The organism is Streptomyces sp. NPDC091282 (assembly GCF_044757385.1).
GTDB classification, from domain to species: domain Bacteria; phylum Actinomycetota; class Actinomycetes; order Streptomycetales; family Streptomycetaceae; genus Streptomyces; species Streptomyces gramineus.
In genome coordinates this window covers 207,154-222,269 of the sequence record NZ_JBIVUX010000003.1, presented here as the reverse complement: position 1 = coordinate 222,269, position 15,116 = coordinate 207,154, and the positions used below count along the sequence as shown (strand labels likewise).

17 protein-coding genes are annotated in these 15,116 nt (G+C 66.9%); 14 read left to right on the top strand and 3 right to left on the bottom strand.

Features of this window, described 5'->3' with window-relative positions; genetic code table 11:
* Positions 1-93 precede the first annotated feature (93 nt).
* Positions 94-351, bottom strand: a complete 258-nt coding sequence (locus tag ACIQOE_RS14800) for a hypothetical protein (protein WP_401411815.1) — start codon at positions 349-351, stop codon at positions 94-96.
* 545 nt (positions 352-896) lie between these two features.
* Here ACIQOE_RS14800 and ACIQOE_RS14795 point away from each other — a divergent pair.
* From ACIQOE_RS14795 to ACIQOE_RS14780, 4 genes are all read left to right on the top strand, one after another.
* On the top strand, positions 897-2,315 hold the full coding sequence (locus ACIQOE_RS14795; protein WP_401411813.1) for a DNA sulfur modification protein DndB: 1,419 nt from the start codon (positions 897-899) through the stop codon (positions 2,313-2,315).
* Between the two features lie 73 nt (positions 2,316-2,388).
* On the top strand, positions 2,389-4,065 hold the full coding sequence (locus tag ACIQOE_RS14790) for an HNH endonuclease (protein WP_401411811.1): 1,677 nt from the start codon (positions 2,389-2,391) through the stop codon (positions 4,063-4,065).
* Between the two features lie 602 nt (positions 4,066-4,667).
* Entirely contained in the window at positions 4,668-5,618 is a 951-nt protein-coding gene (locus ACIQOE_RS14785) for a DNA-processing protein DprA (protein ID WP_401411809.1), read from the top strand.
* A 321-nt stretch (positions 5,619-5,939) separates the two neighbouring features.
* Complete coding sequence (locus tag ACIQOE_RS14780; RefSeq protein WP_401412517.1) at positions 5,940-6,512, top strand: phosphoribosyltransferase family protein; 573 nt, start codon at positions 5,940-5,942, stop codon at positions 6,510-6,512.
* Between the two features lie 149 nt (positions 6,513-6,661).
* On the opposite strand, the gene ACIQOE_RS14775 is transcribed toward ACIQOE_RS14780, so the two are convergent.
* Positions 6,662-7,327: a YdcF family protein gene (locus ACIQOE_RS14775; protein ID WP_401411807.1), complete on the bottom strand. Its 666-nt coding sequence runs from the start codon at positions 7,325-7,327 to the stop codon at positions 6,662-6,664.
* Entirely contained in the window at positions 7,324-8,133 is an 810-nt protein-coding gene (locus tag ACIQOE_RS14770) for a GntR family transcriptional regulator (protein WP_401411805.1), read from the bottom strand. The genes ACIQOE_RS14775 and ACIQOE_RS14770 overlap by 4 nt, the downstream gene beginning before the upstream one ends.
* Before the next feature lie 446 nt (positions 8,134-8,579).
* Between ACIQOE_RS14770 and ACIQOE_RS14765 the strand changes: the two genes are divergently transcribed.
* From ACIQOE_RS14765 to ACIQOE_RS14720, 10 genes are all read left to right on the top strand, one after another.
* On the top strand, positions 8,580-8,849 hold the full coding sequence (locus tag ACIQOE_RS14765) for a DUF6284 family protein (protein ID WP_401411803.1): 270 nt from the start codon (positions 8,580-8,582) through the stop codon (positions 8,847-8,849).
* Entirely contained in the window at positions 8,846-9,112 is a 267-nt protein-coding gene (locus ACIQOE_RS14760) for a hypothetical protein (protein ID WP_401411801.1), read from the top strand. Before ACIQOE_RS14765 ends, ACIQOE_RS14760 begins: the two co-directional genes overlap by 4 nt.
* A gap of 14 nt (positions 9,113-9,126) precedes the next feature.
* On the top strand, positions 9,127-9,774 hold the full coding sequence (locus ACIQOE_RS14755; RefSeq protein WP_401411799.1) for a GGDEF domain-containing protein: 648 nt from the start codon (positions 9,127-9,129) through the stop codon (positions 9,772-9,774).
* Positions 9,771-10,646 carry a protein spdB gene (locus ACIQOE_RS14750; RefSeq protein ID WP_401411797.1) on the top strand — a complete coding sequence of 292 codons (876 nt, stop codon included), beginning with the start codon at positions 9,771-9,773 and terminating at the stop codon, positions 10,644-10,646. The genes ACIQOE_RS14755 and ACIQOE_RS14750 overlap by 4 nt, the downstream gene beginning before the upstream one ends.
* Entirely contained in the window at positions 10,646-10,993 is a 348-nt protein-coding gene (locus ACIQOE_RS14745) for an RRQRL motif-containing zinc-binding protein (protein WP_401411795.1), read from the top strand. Before ACIQOE_RS14750 ends, ACIQOE_RS14745 begins: the two co-directional genes overlap by 1 nt.
* Entirely contained in the window at positions 10,977-11,351 is a 375-nt protein-coding gene (locus ACIQOE_RS14740) for a DUF6251 family protein (RefSeq protein WP_401411793.1), read from the top strand. The genes ACIQOE_RS14745 and ACIQOE_RS14740 overlap by 17 nt, the downstream gene beginning before the upstream one ends.
* Before the next feature lie 77 nt (positions 11,352-11,428).
* Positions 11,429-11,632: a DUF6257 family protein gene (locus tag ACIQOE_RS14735; protein ID WP_365563116.1), complete on the top strand. Its 204-nt coding sequence runs from the start codon at positions 11,429-11,431 to the stop codon at positions 11,630-11,632.
* A gap of 90 nt (positions 11,633-11,722) precedes the next feature.
* Positions 11,723-13,798 carry a cell division protein FtsK gene (locus ACIQOE_RS14730; protein WP_401411791.1) on the top strand — a complete coding sequence of 692 codons (2,076 nt, stop codon included), beginning with the start codon at positions 11,723-11,725 and terminating at the stop codon, positions 13,796-13,798.
* Between the two features lie 412 nt (positions 13,799-14,210).
* On the top strand, positions 14,211-14,399 hold the full coding sequence (locus ACIQOE_RS14725; protein ID WP_401411789.1) for a hypothetical protein: 189 nt from the start codon (positions 14,211-14,213) through the stop codon (positions 14,397-14,399).
* Positions 14,400-14,410: 11 nt separating this feature from the next.
* Entirely contained in the window at positions 14,411-15,100 is a 690-nt protein-coding gene (locus ACIQOE_RS14720; RefSeq protein WP_401411787.1) for a hypothetical protein, read from the top strand.
* Positions 15,101-15,116 lie beyond the last annotated feature (16 nt).

The window sequence follows — 15,116 nt, the reverse complement described above, 5'->3', positions numbered from 1 at the left end:
GCCCCTCGGGGGACACCTGGGGGAATCACGACCGTGGGCGCCGTGCGGCTAGCCGGCCCAACCGCGCCAGGACGAACTTCTTAAAAGCTCCCGCTATGCCACCAGCAGACCACCAGCCGGCGGCTCGGGACCGCCCATACGGGCCAGCAGGTAAGCGCCGTAGACACTCAGGATGCTGGCGAAGTACTCCCCGAGATCCAGCGGGATCTGGGTGTCAATGAGGGCGAGAGCGATGGCAACCCCCAGGAGCTGGGCCGCCGCCTTCATCACCGCCCGCTGCCCCTCACGGTCGTCGGGCGGCCGGTCCTCGCCATGGTTGTCGGGCGGGGGTGAGTTCCTGTCTACTGACATTGGGGTCCTTTCGAGGGCTCTGGGTGGGCCGCGTTTCAGTTTTCGAGGACTTGGGGCGCGGTCCCACCAGCAACATCTGGATCCATCGCGACGCCGTAGTGGGTTCCGCCCTCGGCGACCGCGTCGGTGTGAGCCACGAGAAACATCCGGGGTTCTCCCGGCCCTCTCGTTTTTCGCCAGGCGATTTTTTCACCGGGCGCCTGGCTCACGAGCGGAGCGTAGTCACAGCGGGTGAGGTGCCGCAACTACCCAAGGTCGTAGATCTCCGCCCCCGCTCGCGCGTGGCGCCGGAGGACTACGCCCGCCTCGCCCCCCTGACTCCTCCAGGCGACCCCGTTTCGAAGCTCCACCATTCCTTCATGGAGCGACCCCAACACCATGCCTGAGCTGCAGAGATTCAACATCTGCGACCATCAGGCGGTGCAAGACAGCCACCCTCGGACACCAGAGTGGTTGCATAGCAGCACAGCGCAAGATTACGCTCGCGACGCGCGCGTGGCGGGCTGAAAAAAAATCGCCTGGCAAAATCTTCGAAGGACAAGCTGATGACATCCGAGGCGGACATTCAGGCGATGACGGAGGGCGAGGACATGCGCCCAGTCTCGTTCAGGACTCCGGCGTTCCTGACCATGATCGGCGACATGCCGTCGTTCAACTTCGTTCATCCCGTGCCGGCCCTCGTGGAGCTCAGGGCGCGCACAGAGTCGGGCGTGATCGTCCGCAAAGACTTCGATCTTGATGATGAGGAGTACGGCAACCGTCCTATCGACTTCAAGCACGTGGAGAAGATCGCGAACGGGCTCTACGACCGCCCCGACACCCCGATTCAACAGATCCAGCTCGCCATCCCGAAGGACATCGACGGCGAGAAGACCTACCGCTGGAAGCGCTTCAACTCCATCTCTCCCGGCGTCGAGTTCGGCATGTTCACGGTCTACCAAGGCACGCCCATGCACATCGAGAACGGGCAGCACACACTGGAGGCACTCGCCCGAGTCTGGGATCGGGTCAAGGGCGCCTCCTTCGGCGAGGACCAGAAGAAGGAGGGCGTTCTGAAGGCGAGTGCCGCCCCCGTCCAGGTACTCGTGCAGAGCGATCGGGACGAGGTCACGAGGATGTTCGTGGTGGCGGGGATGACAAAGCCAATCTCCCCAGCACTCATGACGGCTCTTGACCAGAGTTCGTACGCGAATCGGCTCGGTACACAGGTAGGACGCCGTGCACGACTCCTCACCGACGAACCCGCTCGTCTCGTCTACCTGCGCTCCGCCGCACGCGAGGAGTCGCTGTACTCGACCGCTCACATGCGAGGGTTCACCACCGCCACCCTGGTCGGCTTCAGGGACCGCACTCCCGATGCGCGCGAGGCGAACGTGCGCAAGGTACTCGAGGAGCGTGCCGGATCAAGCGGCAACCTCAACGACGAATTGGAGACCGTCGTCACCGAAACTGTGACCGCTCTCGATTACGCGTATGAAAGGGTTCCCGGCTGGAAGGAGCTCCGCCGTTCCCCGGACGGGGCGGGCCTGTCGCCCAAGCAGTTCCGCGCGGAGTATCTGCACGGATCCCCAGCTGGCCTGTACGTGATCGGTGGCGTCCTTGGCGCTGCACGGTTCTGCGGTGTCCCGCTGAACGACGTCATCGATGCGCTCGCAGAGCTCCCATGGGGCCGATCCGAAGGCAAGATCCGCAAGGTGGACGGCGCAGAGAGGATGCAGCATCTCCTCTTCGAGGACACCCTCGTCCGCTTCGAGAAGGGGACGGATTCAGACGGCAACGTCATCTGGTCACCGACCACTGCCGGCGGCGCACGGACGAACTATGAGGCCGCCACGGAGAGGGTGTTGAAGGAGCTGACGCGTGAAGCTGCCTTCAAGGAGATGTACCACGTGAAAACACTTGTGCACCTCGGCCTGCGGTCGGCTAACCGTCGCGGCCGCCCGCGCAAGGCGGTTGAGAGCTAGCACCTGGCCAGCACAGTCGAGCCGCACCGATCCGCCAACTGCGCTGTCAGTGCTGTGATCTACGGTGTCGCGCATGGCACCTTCTGAGATCACTCGTGCGGGCATCCTGCAGGCGATTGCGGAGCACGACCGGATCGGCCCGGAGGCGTTCCGGGACACCTACGGCTTCCGCGCCGCGGCTACCTATCTCCTGGAGCACGAGGGGAACCTGTACGACTCGAAGGCGATAGCTGGTGTCGCCCACAAGTACGACTTCGGCGTAGCGCTCAAGCCCTCCTCTCCGGGGCTCAGCGGGGGCCTCAAGCATGCAGTGGCGTGGCTCCGGAGGGAGGGCTTCACCGTGGTGGAGCCCCCCAAGACCTTTCACAGGCGCGTGGGAGACGTCCGGCCGGCTCGACGTGCGACGGGGCCAGCCCTGCATCGTCCCGTTCTTCTGCTCTGGGCTATCGGCCAGGCTCTGGCCGGAGCACCCCGCATGCAGCCATGGGCAGCCACACGTGATGCTGTCGCACCTCTGCTGGTGAAGTACGGCCAGGTGGAAGACGGTGTGGACGGGGCCCGTTACCCGTTCTGGGCACTTGTTCGCGATGAGCTGTGGACCATCGAGCAGGGGCAGGAACTCAACCTGACCAGTCGGGGGCGGCGCCCGACACTGGAGTCTTTGAATGAGGTCAATCCCCTTGGCGGTCTGCGCGAGGATGACTACCACCTGCTCCGCTCGCATCCGGATGCCGCGGCATCCGCGGCTGCCGGACTGATCCTGCGCTACTTCCATCCCCTTCCAACAGGCTTGCTCGAAGACTTCGGCCTCCACGAGTTGCTCGCCGGCAGGTGGCCGGATGCTCTGCGCCCGCTGCTTGGGGAAACGTTCAAGGATCGGGACGCCATTTGGCGGGCCTATGGCGGTCAGAAGATGGCAGGAATCGGCTGCCTCGCCGATGGCATCCTGAGCGCCTTCTCGGACGACAAGGGGCCTTACGCCGATGGGCGTATCCCGGACACCAACTGGATCGCCTACGTGGGCGACGGTCTATCTGGCGACCAGAAGCTCACTGACGGCAACGAGCTCATGGCCGAACATCAAACGGCTGGTCGCCCGCTGCGCTACTGGCACAAGCCGTTCCAGGGACAGTTCAGCTTCGAAACCTGGGCCGTGATCGTGCAACGCCGACTGCGGTGGGGCGTGGGAGAAGACAAGCTGCCCCGTCGTGAGTTCCTTTGGGTGCTGGCGCCTGTCCCTTCCCCGGAGCGGGAGACCTGGCCCGCCGAAGTGCTCGAAGCGCTGGACGCCGATACAGGGGAGCTCCACGACGACACCGGCGACTACCGTCCCAGCGACCTCGACCTCGAAGCCCCCAGCGGCGAGGAGAGCGACGAGGATGCGTATCGGCGTCTGGCGCAGAAGGCCGAGTCGAACGCTGAGCGGCGCGGCCAGATGAAGAAGCCGACCCTGGCCGACAAGTACGTCCGCGACCCCAGCGCGCGAGCTGCAGTCATCAAGCGCTGCCGCGGTAGGTGCGAAAGCCCTCAATGCGCAGGCCACCCCACCGAGCTGACCACAGCCGGCCTGCCAATCTTGCAGGTCGACCACGTCAAAGACCTCGCCAAGGAGGGACCCGATGTCCCTTCGAACATGATCGCCTTGTGCCCCAACTGCCACGCCCTCAAGACCTACGGCGCGAACAAGGAGAAGCTCCGGCGCCTGCTCGCTGCTACAGCACGACGCCTCCATGAGGCGATGCTCGATTGACTTACGCGTGCCGGCGTCTACTCGTGGGGTAGGCGCCGGCACTTCACAGGAACGGCGTTCAAGAGCGTTGCGGTTGCACCAGCCCCGACCCCGCTGGCCTGCTGAAACGGCAAGCCATGCACCGGGGGTGCCTCGGCTGGCCCACACATGGCCCACAGAGGATCTAATTCGCTCGGCCGGGCAGATCCCACACGCTTCGCGCGACGCTCTGCCCGCTGAGGTAGGTGGAGTAGGGCCGGTCCCCCTGGTGCGGCAGGGTGTGCCGGTGTTGCCGTCAACGAGTGCCGTCAGATACGGGGAGCGAGGTTTCCCACGCGAGTTGCACGGGTGGCTGAGCTGGCAACACTGCCCGGTGCAGACGGCCGCGGACGTGAGCGGTCCTCGGGTGATCGAGACCACGTCACAGGAGGTGGATTGACTCGTTCGAGTGGCCGGCCTGACGTGTCGTAGACGACTTTAACTTGATTGGTGCAGGTCATCTGGCGGTTATAGCGTCCTGAGCATTCTGTGACTTCGAAGCTGTAGCAGCGGACGGTAGCGGGCCGATAGACTTTCAGTCATCGATCCTTCGAACAGTGATCTTTGAGTAGAAGGAGACAGAGATGATCGATGAAGCACAGATGCGCTTGTTAGCGCTCTGCACACTGCGCATAGACAGCACGAGTGTCGATTGGTCACTCCTTGCTCGGTGCGCGCTACGAGGCCACCTCGACAGCCTGTGCGAGGGATTCATCCCCGAGGAGACGGCTGTTGCACGCAAGGCTCTTCCACTGCTGCGGAAGGGGCTGGCAGAACTCCCTCTGAGTCAGCATTTTGCGCGAGTCGAAGGTGAGTTGGAGCAGGCTTCGAGTGTCGACGCCGAGCTGGTTACAGTACTCGACCCCGAGTACCCCGAGAACCTACGCACCTTGACGGATCTTCCCCCTTTCCTCTTCTACCGAGGGAAGCTTGATCATCAGGCTGATTCACGCTCAGTCGCAGTCGTCGGAACACGGAACGCGACGGATCTGGGCCTTTCGCGCGCCCGACGGGTTTCACGTGAGCTCAGCGAAGCTGGCTACACGATTTCGTCCGGGCTTGCTCGCGGTGTAGATACGGAAGCACACCGAACGGCTCTCCATTTCGGGCGCCGCACCGTCGCCGTGATCGGTACCGGGATCACCAAGTGCTATCCCAAGGAAAACTCAAGTCTTGCCGAGGAAATCGCAGAGCAAGGGCTAATCGTGTCGCAGTTTTGGCCCTCGCGTTCCCCGGGGCGCGACACCTTCCCTCGAAGGAATCACGTCACGTCGGGGATGAGTCTGGGCAGTGTTGTTATTGAGGCGTCGGGAACCTCGGGCGCCAAGATGCAGGCGCGAGTGGCAGCAGAGCAAGGGCGACACGTGATGCTGCTGGAATCCCTCGTAGATCAGCAGCCATGGGCTCGAAAGATGGTCGAGGATGGGCGCGCCACTCCTGTCGCCAGCGCCGAACAGATGCTCGAAAAACTTGAGACTCCTGTCCGCTCAAGGCAGATTCAGCCCCCCGCTCAGCTCGTGTTTGACGCTAAGTGATTGCCCATCATCGGACGGTGTGCATACCCTCTGATGGGGAGTTGACTGTCAGAGGGGGCTGGGTTGCCGTATCGCCGTTTCAAGCGGCCCAATGATCGTGGTTGGACTACTGCGGATTGGGTCGGGTGGCTGCAAGAGCAGCACGTTGCTCCATCGGCCTTGCCTGATGACGTAGGCACGTGCTCCTTATGCCGGGCACCGACGCGGATCGGTGCCCTGGGCACGCCCTACGAGCGCTGCTATGAATGTCGCCATACAGTTTCGACCGTATTGGATGGTTTTGTTCCCATATGCTACTCCATCCATGACGGCCTCGAAGGCGTGCTCGGGTGCTCGAAGAATGAACCTCCTGACGCTTGGCTGAGGTTGCCATTAGGGTCGCTTCTATTTACGTTTCTGAGGCGCCACCTTGAATGCATCGAAGGGTTTTATGGCGGCGCGTTCGATTTGAAGATAGTGACGCCATCGCACTCGTCTACACGTGGCGGAGTAAGTCATCTGGATGCGCTTATCGGCCACATTCGAGGTTTTTCCTCCGAGTGGGCCAGTGACATCTTAGTGAAAAATGACGCTTCGAAAGCCGGGACTCGACGCGGGAAAATAGTACCGGATCTATTCACAGCTAAGCCAGTTGTCGAAGGCAAGAGGGTTCTGCTGTTTGACGATACCTTCACGACTGGTGGCTCTATGGCAAGCGCCGCTCATGCCCTGAAGCGTAGCGGGGCGACCTCTGTCGTGGGCCTCGCCTTCGGGCGGCAGCTGAATGCGGAATGGAGAGACTCTAAAGATTTTGTCGCTTCCCTGTGCGATAGAGAACTAGAGCTCGATAAATGTGTGGTGCATGGGGGTAGCCAGACAGACCCATTCGACCTCTTCTTTCGCCAGCCCGGCTGATCCGGGCGCTGGCTGATCAGTTCGGGTAATTCACAACTGTCGTCAGCGCCCACGGGGTTAACGATGAGCCCCCTCTGCTCTGAAAACTCAGGGTCCAGAGGGGGCATCTGCGCTAGACGGAAACTGAGACGGAGCAGTCGCCGGTCCTATCAGGCCTGACCTGCGGTTTCCGGCACGAGCCGGCTCGTGAAGCCGCTTTTGCGTAGCCGCTCGAACGCGGCCCGGACGTCGTCGGGAATCTCCTGCTCGATCATGAACCCCTGCCGGGGGTAGATCATGAGTCGCTGCTGAGCGCCGACCATCATGTCGAGTACAAGGCGCGCGTCTCCGATCGAGTCGATGTACTCGGTGAGCGTCATGGGGGTGGACGCACACACCCACTCGACACCCGGCCACAGCTTCCGGGCGGTCGCGTACGAACGTCGTTCCTCGTACGGCTTGCTGACCAACAGGACGGACGAGACAGGCACGCCCACCTCTTCCAGGACCTCGCGAGAAAACCGGATGTTGTCTCCTGTGTTCCGCGCTTCGGGCTCCACGAGGATCGCCTCCGCTGGCACCCCCAGCTCTACGGCGCGCTCGCGGTAGTGCTCGGCTTCGCCGCGCGGCATCCGCTCCTGAGTCGTACGACTGGTCGCTCCGGTGAAGACGACGAGCGGGAACATGCCCCGGTGGTACAGCTCCGCTGTGGTGTCAGCCACCCCCAGGTCGTGACTGCCGAGACCGACAGCCACAGAGCATGGACGGGGCTGATGGCCCATCTGCTGGAAGTCCCACAGTGTCTGAGCGTCCACCCACACCTGAGCCGAGATCACTTGCTCTCGCCCTCCACCTCTGTCTGTGCCGAGTCGGGCACCTTGAAGTCGTACGACCATGCGAACCGTGTCGCCGCGTGCACCCCGATGGCGAACTCAACCACGGTTCCATCTGCCGTGCGCGTCGTCCGGTGGAGCTCCACCACCCACTCGCCCGGAGAGAGTTGGAGTAGCTGAGCCTCTTCGGCCGTGGGCACGCGCGCGAACAATTCCTCGGTCATGTGGTCGATCTCGTACCCAGCGTCGTACAGGACGCGGAACCCGCCGCCCCGTCCGGCCGGACCCGGAGCAGGGTTCACGATGCGGGTTCCTTCTACGTGTTCGGGCCGGTAGTAGCTGGTCAGGGTGTGTGTCGGCTGCGTGCCCTCCTTGACCAGGCGCGCCCGCGCGTAGACGTCGGCGCCCTCAGGCAGACCGTAAGCGGCGGACACGACGGCCGACGCCTTCACACGGCTGACCGTCTGAGTCTGCTCGTTCCGGTCGTACGAGCGCCCGGACGCCACGCGGTCAGCGATGAACGCGACCTCATCGCCGTCGCGCCATTTGGCTTTGTCATACCGGTCGATGCCTACTCGCTTGAGTCGGGGCCGGGGGCGCACAGTGGTGCCGCGCCCCCGGGTCATCGTGACCAGCCCTTCTGCTTCCAGCGTCTTGTAGGCCTTGTGGACCGTCTCCTTTGAGCCCTCGCCTGCCTCTACAAGCTCCCGAATCTGCGGAAGCTGCTCGTCAGGCGCAATCTCCCCGCTCCTGATCAGCCCGGCATACCGGTCCGCCAGTTCCCGCCACTTTGGCGCTTTCGCTGCCATGTCGACTCCTCCCGACAGATCCAAGTGAAGCACACAGTCCTAGGACAGTTGACAGTCCTAGGACTGCGATGCATTCTCTTCTCAGGCCGCTCGCAGTCCTAGGACAGCGAAGCGGAGGGAGCCCTCTTTGGCTGTCCTCCGCAAGCGGTTAGGGGCCCGGGACAGAGCGGGCCGAGGGACCCGGACTCCTGGTCATCCGGAGGGCTTGAGACCGAAAGGTCACGTCTCCATACGCCTGAAACGGGAGCGCGCTCCCGAAGGAGACACCTGCACGACATTGAACGTTTCCGCAGCTCATCGGCTGCGGGCCGGTTGCCTCCGTCGCTCGTCTCGCACGAGCGACGCAGAGGGGAGCCGGATCACCCGACTTCAACGGCGCGCGCCCCCGGAGGTGCAACTCCGGGGGCGCTGTTCGGGCCGTTCCTGACTGGAAGGAACAAGACCCAATGAGCCACATCGTGACTGTTCAGGAGGCTGTTACCGCGTTCGCCGACTTCATGGAGCCGACGAACGCGGAACTGGACGCGATCGAGCGGGAGATGCCGCTGATCCTGGCGGACGTTGACCTGCTGGACGCGTACATCACCACCCTGGACCGCGCCCCGTCCGAGCTGGACAAGCGGCGCATCCGCCGGGCCCGCCGCCGCGCGGTGGCGGCCCGGCTGGAGCTGGCCAACCGCACCGTCACCGCGAGCCGGCCCGGCGGTGCGGCGTGAACGACGACACCCGCGAGTTCCTGACCGCCCTCCTGGACGCCATCAACCTCCCCTCCCCGGCCACCTACGGCGACCACGAAGCGTTCCAGCGCGTGCTGGAAGACCGCGCACTGGACGCGGTGGTTGCCCTGAGCGGCGTTCTGGGTGAACCCGCGGATGCCGACTGGGGGCTTGGCTGGCACACCGCTTACCTGCGCGAGCAGGTCGCCAAGAAACCGGTGATCACCTACCTCCACTTCGACGCGGCCGGCGGTGCGGTGTGAACGGCCTGATGAACATGGCCTCGGCCGCTGGTCCATTAGCGGCCGGCTGGAGCGTCCACAGCGTGTGGATGCGCCGCCGGTTGTCGATCGCGCGGCATGACCCGCTCTCGGGGCTGTGGACGCGGGACGCGTTCGAGCACCGCGCCGCCCGGCTGCTGGCCCGGCACCCGCACGTGGCCGTGGTTCTGGTCGACCTGGACGGGTTCAAGGCCCTCAATGACACCCACGGTCACGCGGCTGGTGACACCGCGATCCGTGCCACGGCCGGAAGTCTGGCCGCAGCGCTCGCCCCCTACCGCGCGGCGGTTGCGGGCCGGCTGGGTGGGGATGAGTTCGCCGCCGCCGTGGTCCTGCCGGACCCCATCGCGTCGTCGTGGCTGCTGCGCGGTCTGCACGACGAGATCACCGCCCCGTTCCGGCACGACGGTCGCCGTCTGACGGTCGGCGCGTCCATCGGTGGCGCCCTTTCCAGCGCCGTGCCCGCGGGCGCCGGACGGGAGTTGCCGGCGCTGCTGCGGCTGGCGGATGAGGCCATGTACATGGCCAAGCGGGGTGGGGGCGGCTGCCAGACCGCCGCGTTCACGACCCGTCACACGACGACCGCCGGGCGGCGCACCGGACGCCCCGGCACCCACACCACACCGCGAAGGGAGGCGTCATGAGGCGCCTGAACGCGAAGTCCCTGCTGACCGTGCTGCCTGCCGTCGCGATGACGGCCGTGTCCATGGTGCTCACGCTGGCCGTGGTCGTGATGTGGCTGGGCGAGTCGGTGCCCAAGGGCGTCGCCCTGGTCGTCGGGTTGGGCATCGACGGCGGATGGCTGGCCACCCTCGCCTATGAGCGCCGGCTGGCCGCGCAGGGCGACCACAGCAACGCCGTGACCGGCGTCGGCTGGTCCTTCGGCGCCGTCGCCTCCGGGGTCCTGGTCACGCACGCCCTACTCGCCGACACGACGTCGCGGGGCGCGTGGCTGGCCGTGGCGTGGCTGCCGATCGCCGCGAAGGCCCTGTGGCTGGTCCACGGTCTGTGGGAGCGCACCGCCCTCACCCCGGCGGCGCTGGACATGATCCGGGGCATTCAGCAGGACGCCCGCGACGACGCGGCCGTGGCCCGCGCCCGCCTGCGGGCCGAAGCGTCCACGGAGGAGACGCGGCTGACGGCCGTGACGGAGGCAGGGGCGCGCGTCGCACGCGTCCAGGCCCAGACTGCCGACACCCTCGCCGATGCGTGGTCGAAGCTGGAGACGGCCCGCAAGGGCGAGAGCACCGGGCGCGCCCTGACCAGCGTGACGGCACGGGTCACGCCCGGCGTCACACCCTCCTGGGAACTACCCGTCTGGGGACCCTCGGAGCCGCTTGCGGCGCTGGAGTCCGGTCCCGCGCTCACCGATGACGCCCTGGACGTCGTGGTGGACGCGATCCGGCTGAGTGAGCAGCCGCCGTTGTCGTACCGGGAGATGGCCACCCGCTTCCGCGCGGCCGGCCACTCCGCATCCGAGGTGCGCCTACGGGCGTCCTGGAAGCGCGTTGCCTGATGGCCGCGCTGCCGGTGTTCCGGTGGCACCTGGCCCCGGACGGCTACGCCACCCGCCGCCAACTCCGCGCCCGGAACCTGCGGCCTGGCGGTCAGGACGTCGCCGCACAGCTCGAACGCCCGCGCCGCCGGCGGCCCCCGCTGGTCGCCTACCTGTACCGGGTCGACCTGGCAAAGCCGGTCCGGCCCATGACAGCCGCGCGGTGGGCGGCGCTGGCCAAGGCCAATGCCGCCCGCCGCGTCTGCCCCGTCTGCCGGCGTGATGCCGGCTACGTCATCTCTCCCTCGCTCGGCTTGTGCGCGCCGTGCGCTTTCCCTGAAGGGTCCCGCGATGGAATCGCTGCCTGACGTGCCCCGGGTCGTGCAACTCCCGGACGGCACCTACACCTACGCCAGCAACCTGCCCGCCGCACAGCAGCCGTACAGCGGGCCGCAGGTCATCCATCAGCACGTGCATCAGGCGCCGCCGGACCGCACGGTGCAGCGCATCGCGCTCGGCTCCGGGATCGGTGCCGGGACGGTCGCGGCCGGCGTCTACTTCGGCCCGCTGCTGGTCGGCGTCCTGACCGCGATGGCCGCGAACCTCGCCCTACTCGCGCTGATCGCGGCGGTGTGCGCGTGGGGTGTCGTCACCGTCGTCCGCTCGGTCGGCGGCGAGGACGGCAAGCGCGCCGCCGACACCGTCCGCCGCTCCCGCCGGCGCTGACGGCTGCCTGCGATCCCCGAGCCGATCGGCCGGGGGTCGTGGGGAGCCGGACAGTCCGGCCCGGAACGGGAGACACCGTGAGCAGCAGCAGCGAACAGCTTCGCTTCACCGCCGGCGAGAAGGCCCGCCTCGCCCTGCTGGTCGCCCGGATGGCCAAGCGCGGCCTCGCCGACGACCGCCAGTTCGGCGGCCGGGTCGACCAGAGCGACCTTCAGCGCAGGGTCGAGCGGATCGAGAACCAGGCCCGCCGCCGCGCGGCGACCAGCAAGAACGGCAAGTAGCTACGCCCCGGGGGCGGTCGTCCCGGCCAAGGAATCAGGCCGCCCCCGGGTCACCCACCACCCATTTCTGTGCAGCAGGGAGTTCCCAGAATGACGGACAGCACCATGGGCCCGCACCTGCGCCCCGTGCCCGCCACCGACGACGACATGTCAGCCGCCCCCGTGCCGGTCGACAACCCGGCCTTGCGGGACCCGAAGGTCAGGATCGAGAAGCGCAAGCCGGTCCTCGCGGGTTGGCTGACCAACCGGCGTGACTTCGCGGCGACCACCCGCCACGCCGGCGCGAACCTGGGCTATGCCGCGCTCTACCACGGCGTTCGCGTCCCGGTGTATGCCGGGCGCCTCGCCCTCATGTCGCCGCGGGGGGCGTGCCGGTTCGTCGCGTCCACCAACCGGTGGATGTGGGACCGCGAAGCCGCGCCCCTGCGGGACTTCGCCGTCCGCACGGAGGACGTCGAGGAGTACATGCGCCTGGCCCGGCTGCGCGCGGGACGGATCCGGCTGCGCGGCCTGGTCACCCTGGTCGCCGCGGTGTTCGGTGTCGGCTTCGCCCTGTACCTGTACGTCCTCGCCCCCGCCTACCTGTACGCGTTCGCCGCCGGCGGGGTGCTGCTGCTCGGCATCGGCGGCCAGCAGCCCGACTCACCCGTCGTCGGCCCCGCGGTCCTGAAGACCGAGGTGCAGAAGCTGACCGGCTCCATCGTCCTGCGCGGCCTGGACTCGATCGGGAACGCGAAGGTGACCGCCGCCATCAAGAAGGGCGGGGACATGAACGGGCTGCGGTTCGTCTCGGAGATCGTCAGGGACGGGCCCGGCTACCGCGCCGACCTGGACCTTCCCTACGGCGTCACGCCCGAGGACATCATGGAGGCCCGCAAGCCCCTCGCCTCAGGACTTCGCCGCAAGACCGGCTGCGTCTGGCCCGCCCCCGACCCCGAGCAGCACGAAGGCCGCCTGGTCCTGTGGGTGGGCGACAAGCCGATGAACGAGACGACGAAGCCCGCGTGGCCGCTGGCGAAGTCGGGGACGGTCGATCTGTTCCGGCCGGTCGTGTTCGGCAACGACCAGCGCATGCGCGACGTGTCCGTCACGCTCATGTTCGCGTCCGTCGTGGTCGGCTCCATCCCGCGGATGGGCAAGACGTTCCTGATGCGGCTACTGCTGCTCATCGCCGCCCTGGACCCGCGCGCCGAACTGCACGCGTTCGACTTCAAGGGCACCGGCGACTTCGGCGCCCTGGAGCCCGTGTGCCACCGCTACCGCGCCGGCGAGGAAGACGAAGACATCCTCTACGTCGTCCAAGCCCTCCGTGAGCTGAAGGAGGAACTGCGCCGCCGGGCCAAGGTCATCAAGTCCCTGCCCCGTACGCGCTGCCCCGAGTCCAAGGTCACGCCGGAGCTGGCGAGCGACAAGAGCCTCGGTCTGCATCCGATCGTGGTCGGGTTCGATGAGTGTCAGGTGCCGTTCGAGCACGAGGAGTACGGAAAGGAGATCGAGTCGATCTGCACCGACCTGACCAAGCGCGGTCCCGCGCTTGGGATCGTGGCCATGTTCGGCACGCAGCGACCCGACGCGAAGTCGTTGCCCACCGGCATCAGCGCGAACGCCGTGCTGCGGTTCTGCCTGAAGGTCATGGGCCAGCCGGCCAATGACATGGTGCTGGGGACGTCGATGTACAAGTCGGGGTACCGGGCGACGATGTTCTCCCGCTCCGACCGGGGCATCTGCTGGATGGCCGGCGAGGGCGACGACCCCCGCATCGTCGCGTCCGCGTTCGTTGACGCGGTCGCCGCCGAACGCATCGTCGCCCGCGCCCGCACCGCGCGTGAGCAGTACGGCAACGTCACCGGCCACGCCATCGGCAACGGCCCCGAGACGACCGGCACCGGATCCGACATCCTCGCCGACACCCTGAACGTCATCGCGGACGACGAGAAGGCCGTGTGGTGCGAGCGGATCGCCGGCCGCCTCGCCGCCACCGACCCGGACACCTACGCGGGCTGGCAGGGCGAGAACGTCACCGCCGCGCTCAAGCCCTGGGGCATCAAGCCGGGGCAGGTCTGGGGTACCACCGACGACGGCGAAGGCGCCAACCGGCGCGGCATCAAGCGCGCCGACATCACCGCCGCGATTACTCGCCGTAACGCCGATCGGGCCGCGGCTTGACCGAGCAGCGCTGCTAGACCTAGCAGCCGCCGTTGCTAGGTCTAGCAGCCGTACTAGCGCCCCATGAGGCCGCTGATCAGCTCACTAGCGTCTAGCGGCCCACCTGCGAAAACACCCCGAAACCGCCCCTGGAAGGGATGTGAGCCCTGGTGGCTCTCGCTAGCTGTGCCCTGCTACTCACCCTCACTGGTTACGCAGTGTTATGTGCGGTCCGGCCGTTCACGCCGTGCCGGAAGTGCTCCGGGGCCGGCGTCCGCCAAGCCCGCCGCAAAGTCAAGCTCTGCCGGCGCTGTCACGGCCGCCGCTACCGGCTGCGCGCCGGCCGCCGGCTGCTCAACTCCGGCCGTGCCGTCCACCGCGACGGCACCCGCAGTGTCCGCCCCCGCCGCCTCACCGATTGGGAGTTCACCGAATGGCCGTGACCGTCTCCCTCGTCCTGCTCTTCGGGCTGGTCCTGTTCTTCCTGCTGCGGAGCAACAGCCTCAGCGCCGGCGCGGTGTTCGTTGCCGTCATGTTCGGGTTCTTCCTCGCCTCCACCGGCGCCGCCGCACCCATCACCAACATGACCACCGCCGTCGTCCAGTCCATCCCCAACCCATAGGCAGGAGCAGCATGTTCGAGATCCGCACCGCACTGGCCACCCGCGAGGGAACCGCCGCCGACAACGCCGACGCCGCCCGCGTCTACCGCCTGGCCGACGGCATGGTCGGGGCCGCCGTCATCGACGGCATCGGCCACGGCCCCCACACCTCCACCACCGCCCCACTCCTCGCCGAAGTCGCCGCTCGGATCTCCGCCCGCCGCGGGCCGCTCGGCGGACTCCTCACCGCCGCCGAACTGATCGCCGACAAGGGAGCCGACGGCTCGGAAGCGGACGCGGTCGCGGTCGCGGCCCGCGCCATCCCCGGCGACGACATCACCGTCATCAACTGGACCGGCGACGCCCGCGCGTACGGCTGGGACGGCCGGCGGCTGGAGCTGTACACCGACGACCACACGGTCGGAAAGCAGCTCCGGGCCAACGGTGTAGCTCTGGAGATCGCCCGGGAGCACGACAACTGGCTTCGCACCAGCCTCGCCCGGGCCACGATCGGCACCGTCTACACCGCGGGCATCCGCGACCACCTCGTCATCCTCACCACCGATGGCGTCCACGACCAGATCCCGGCCGACCTCCTGACCAGCCTCGTCCGCGACCACGAGGACGACCCGGACGCGCTCGCCGCCGCGCTGGTCGCCGCCGCCCAGGACAATCCGGACGGCTACCGCGACGACGCCACCACCGTCATCATCCGCCGCTGACCGGAGCTCCAACACC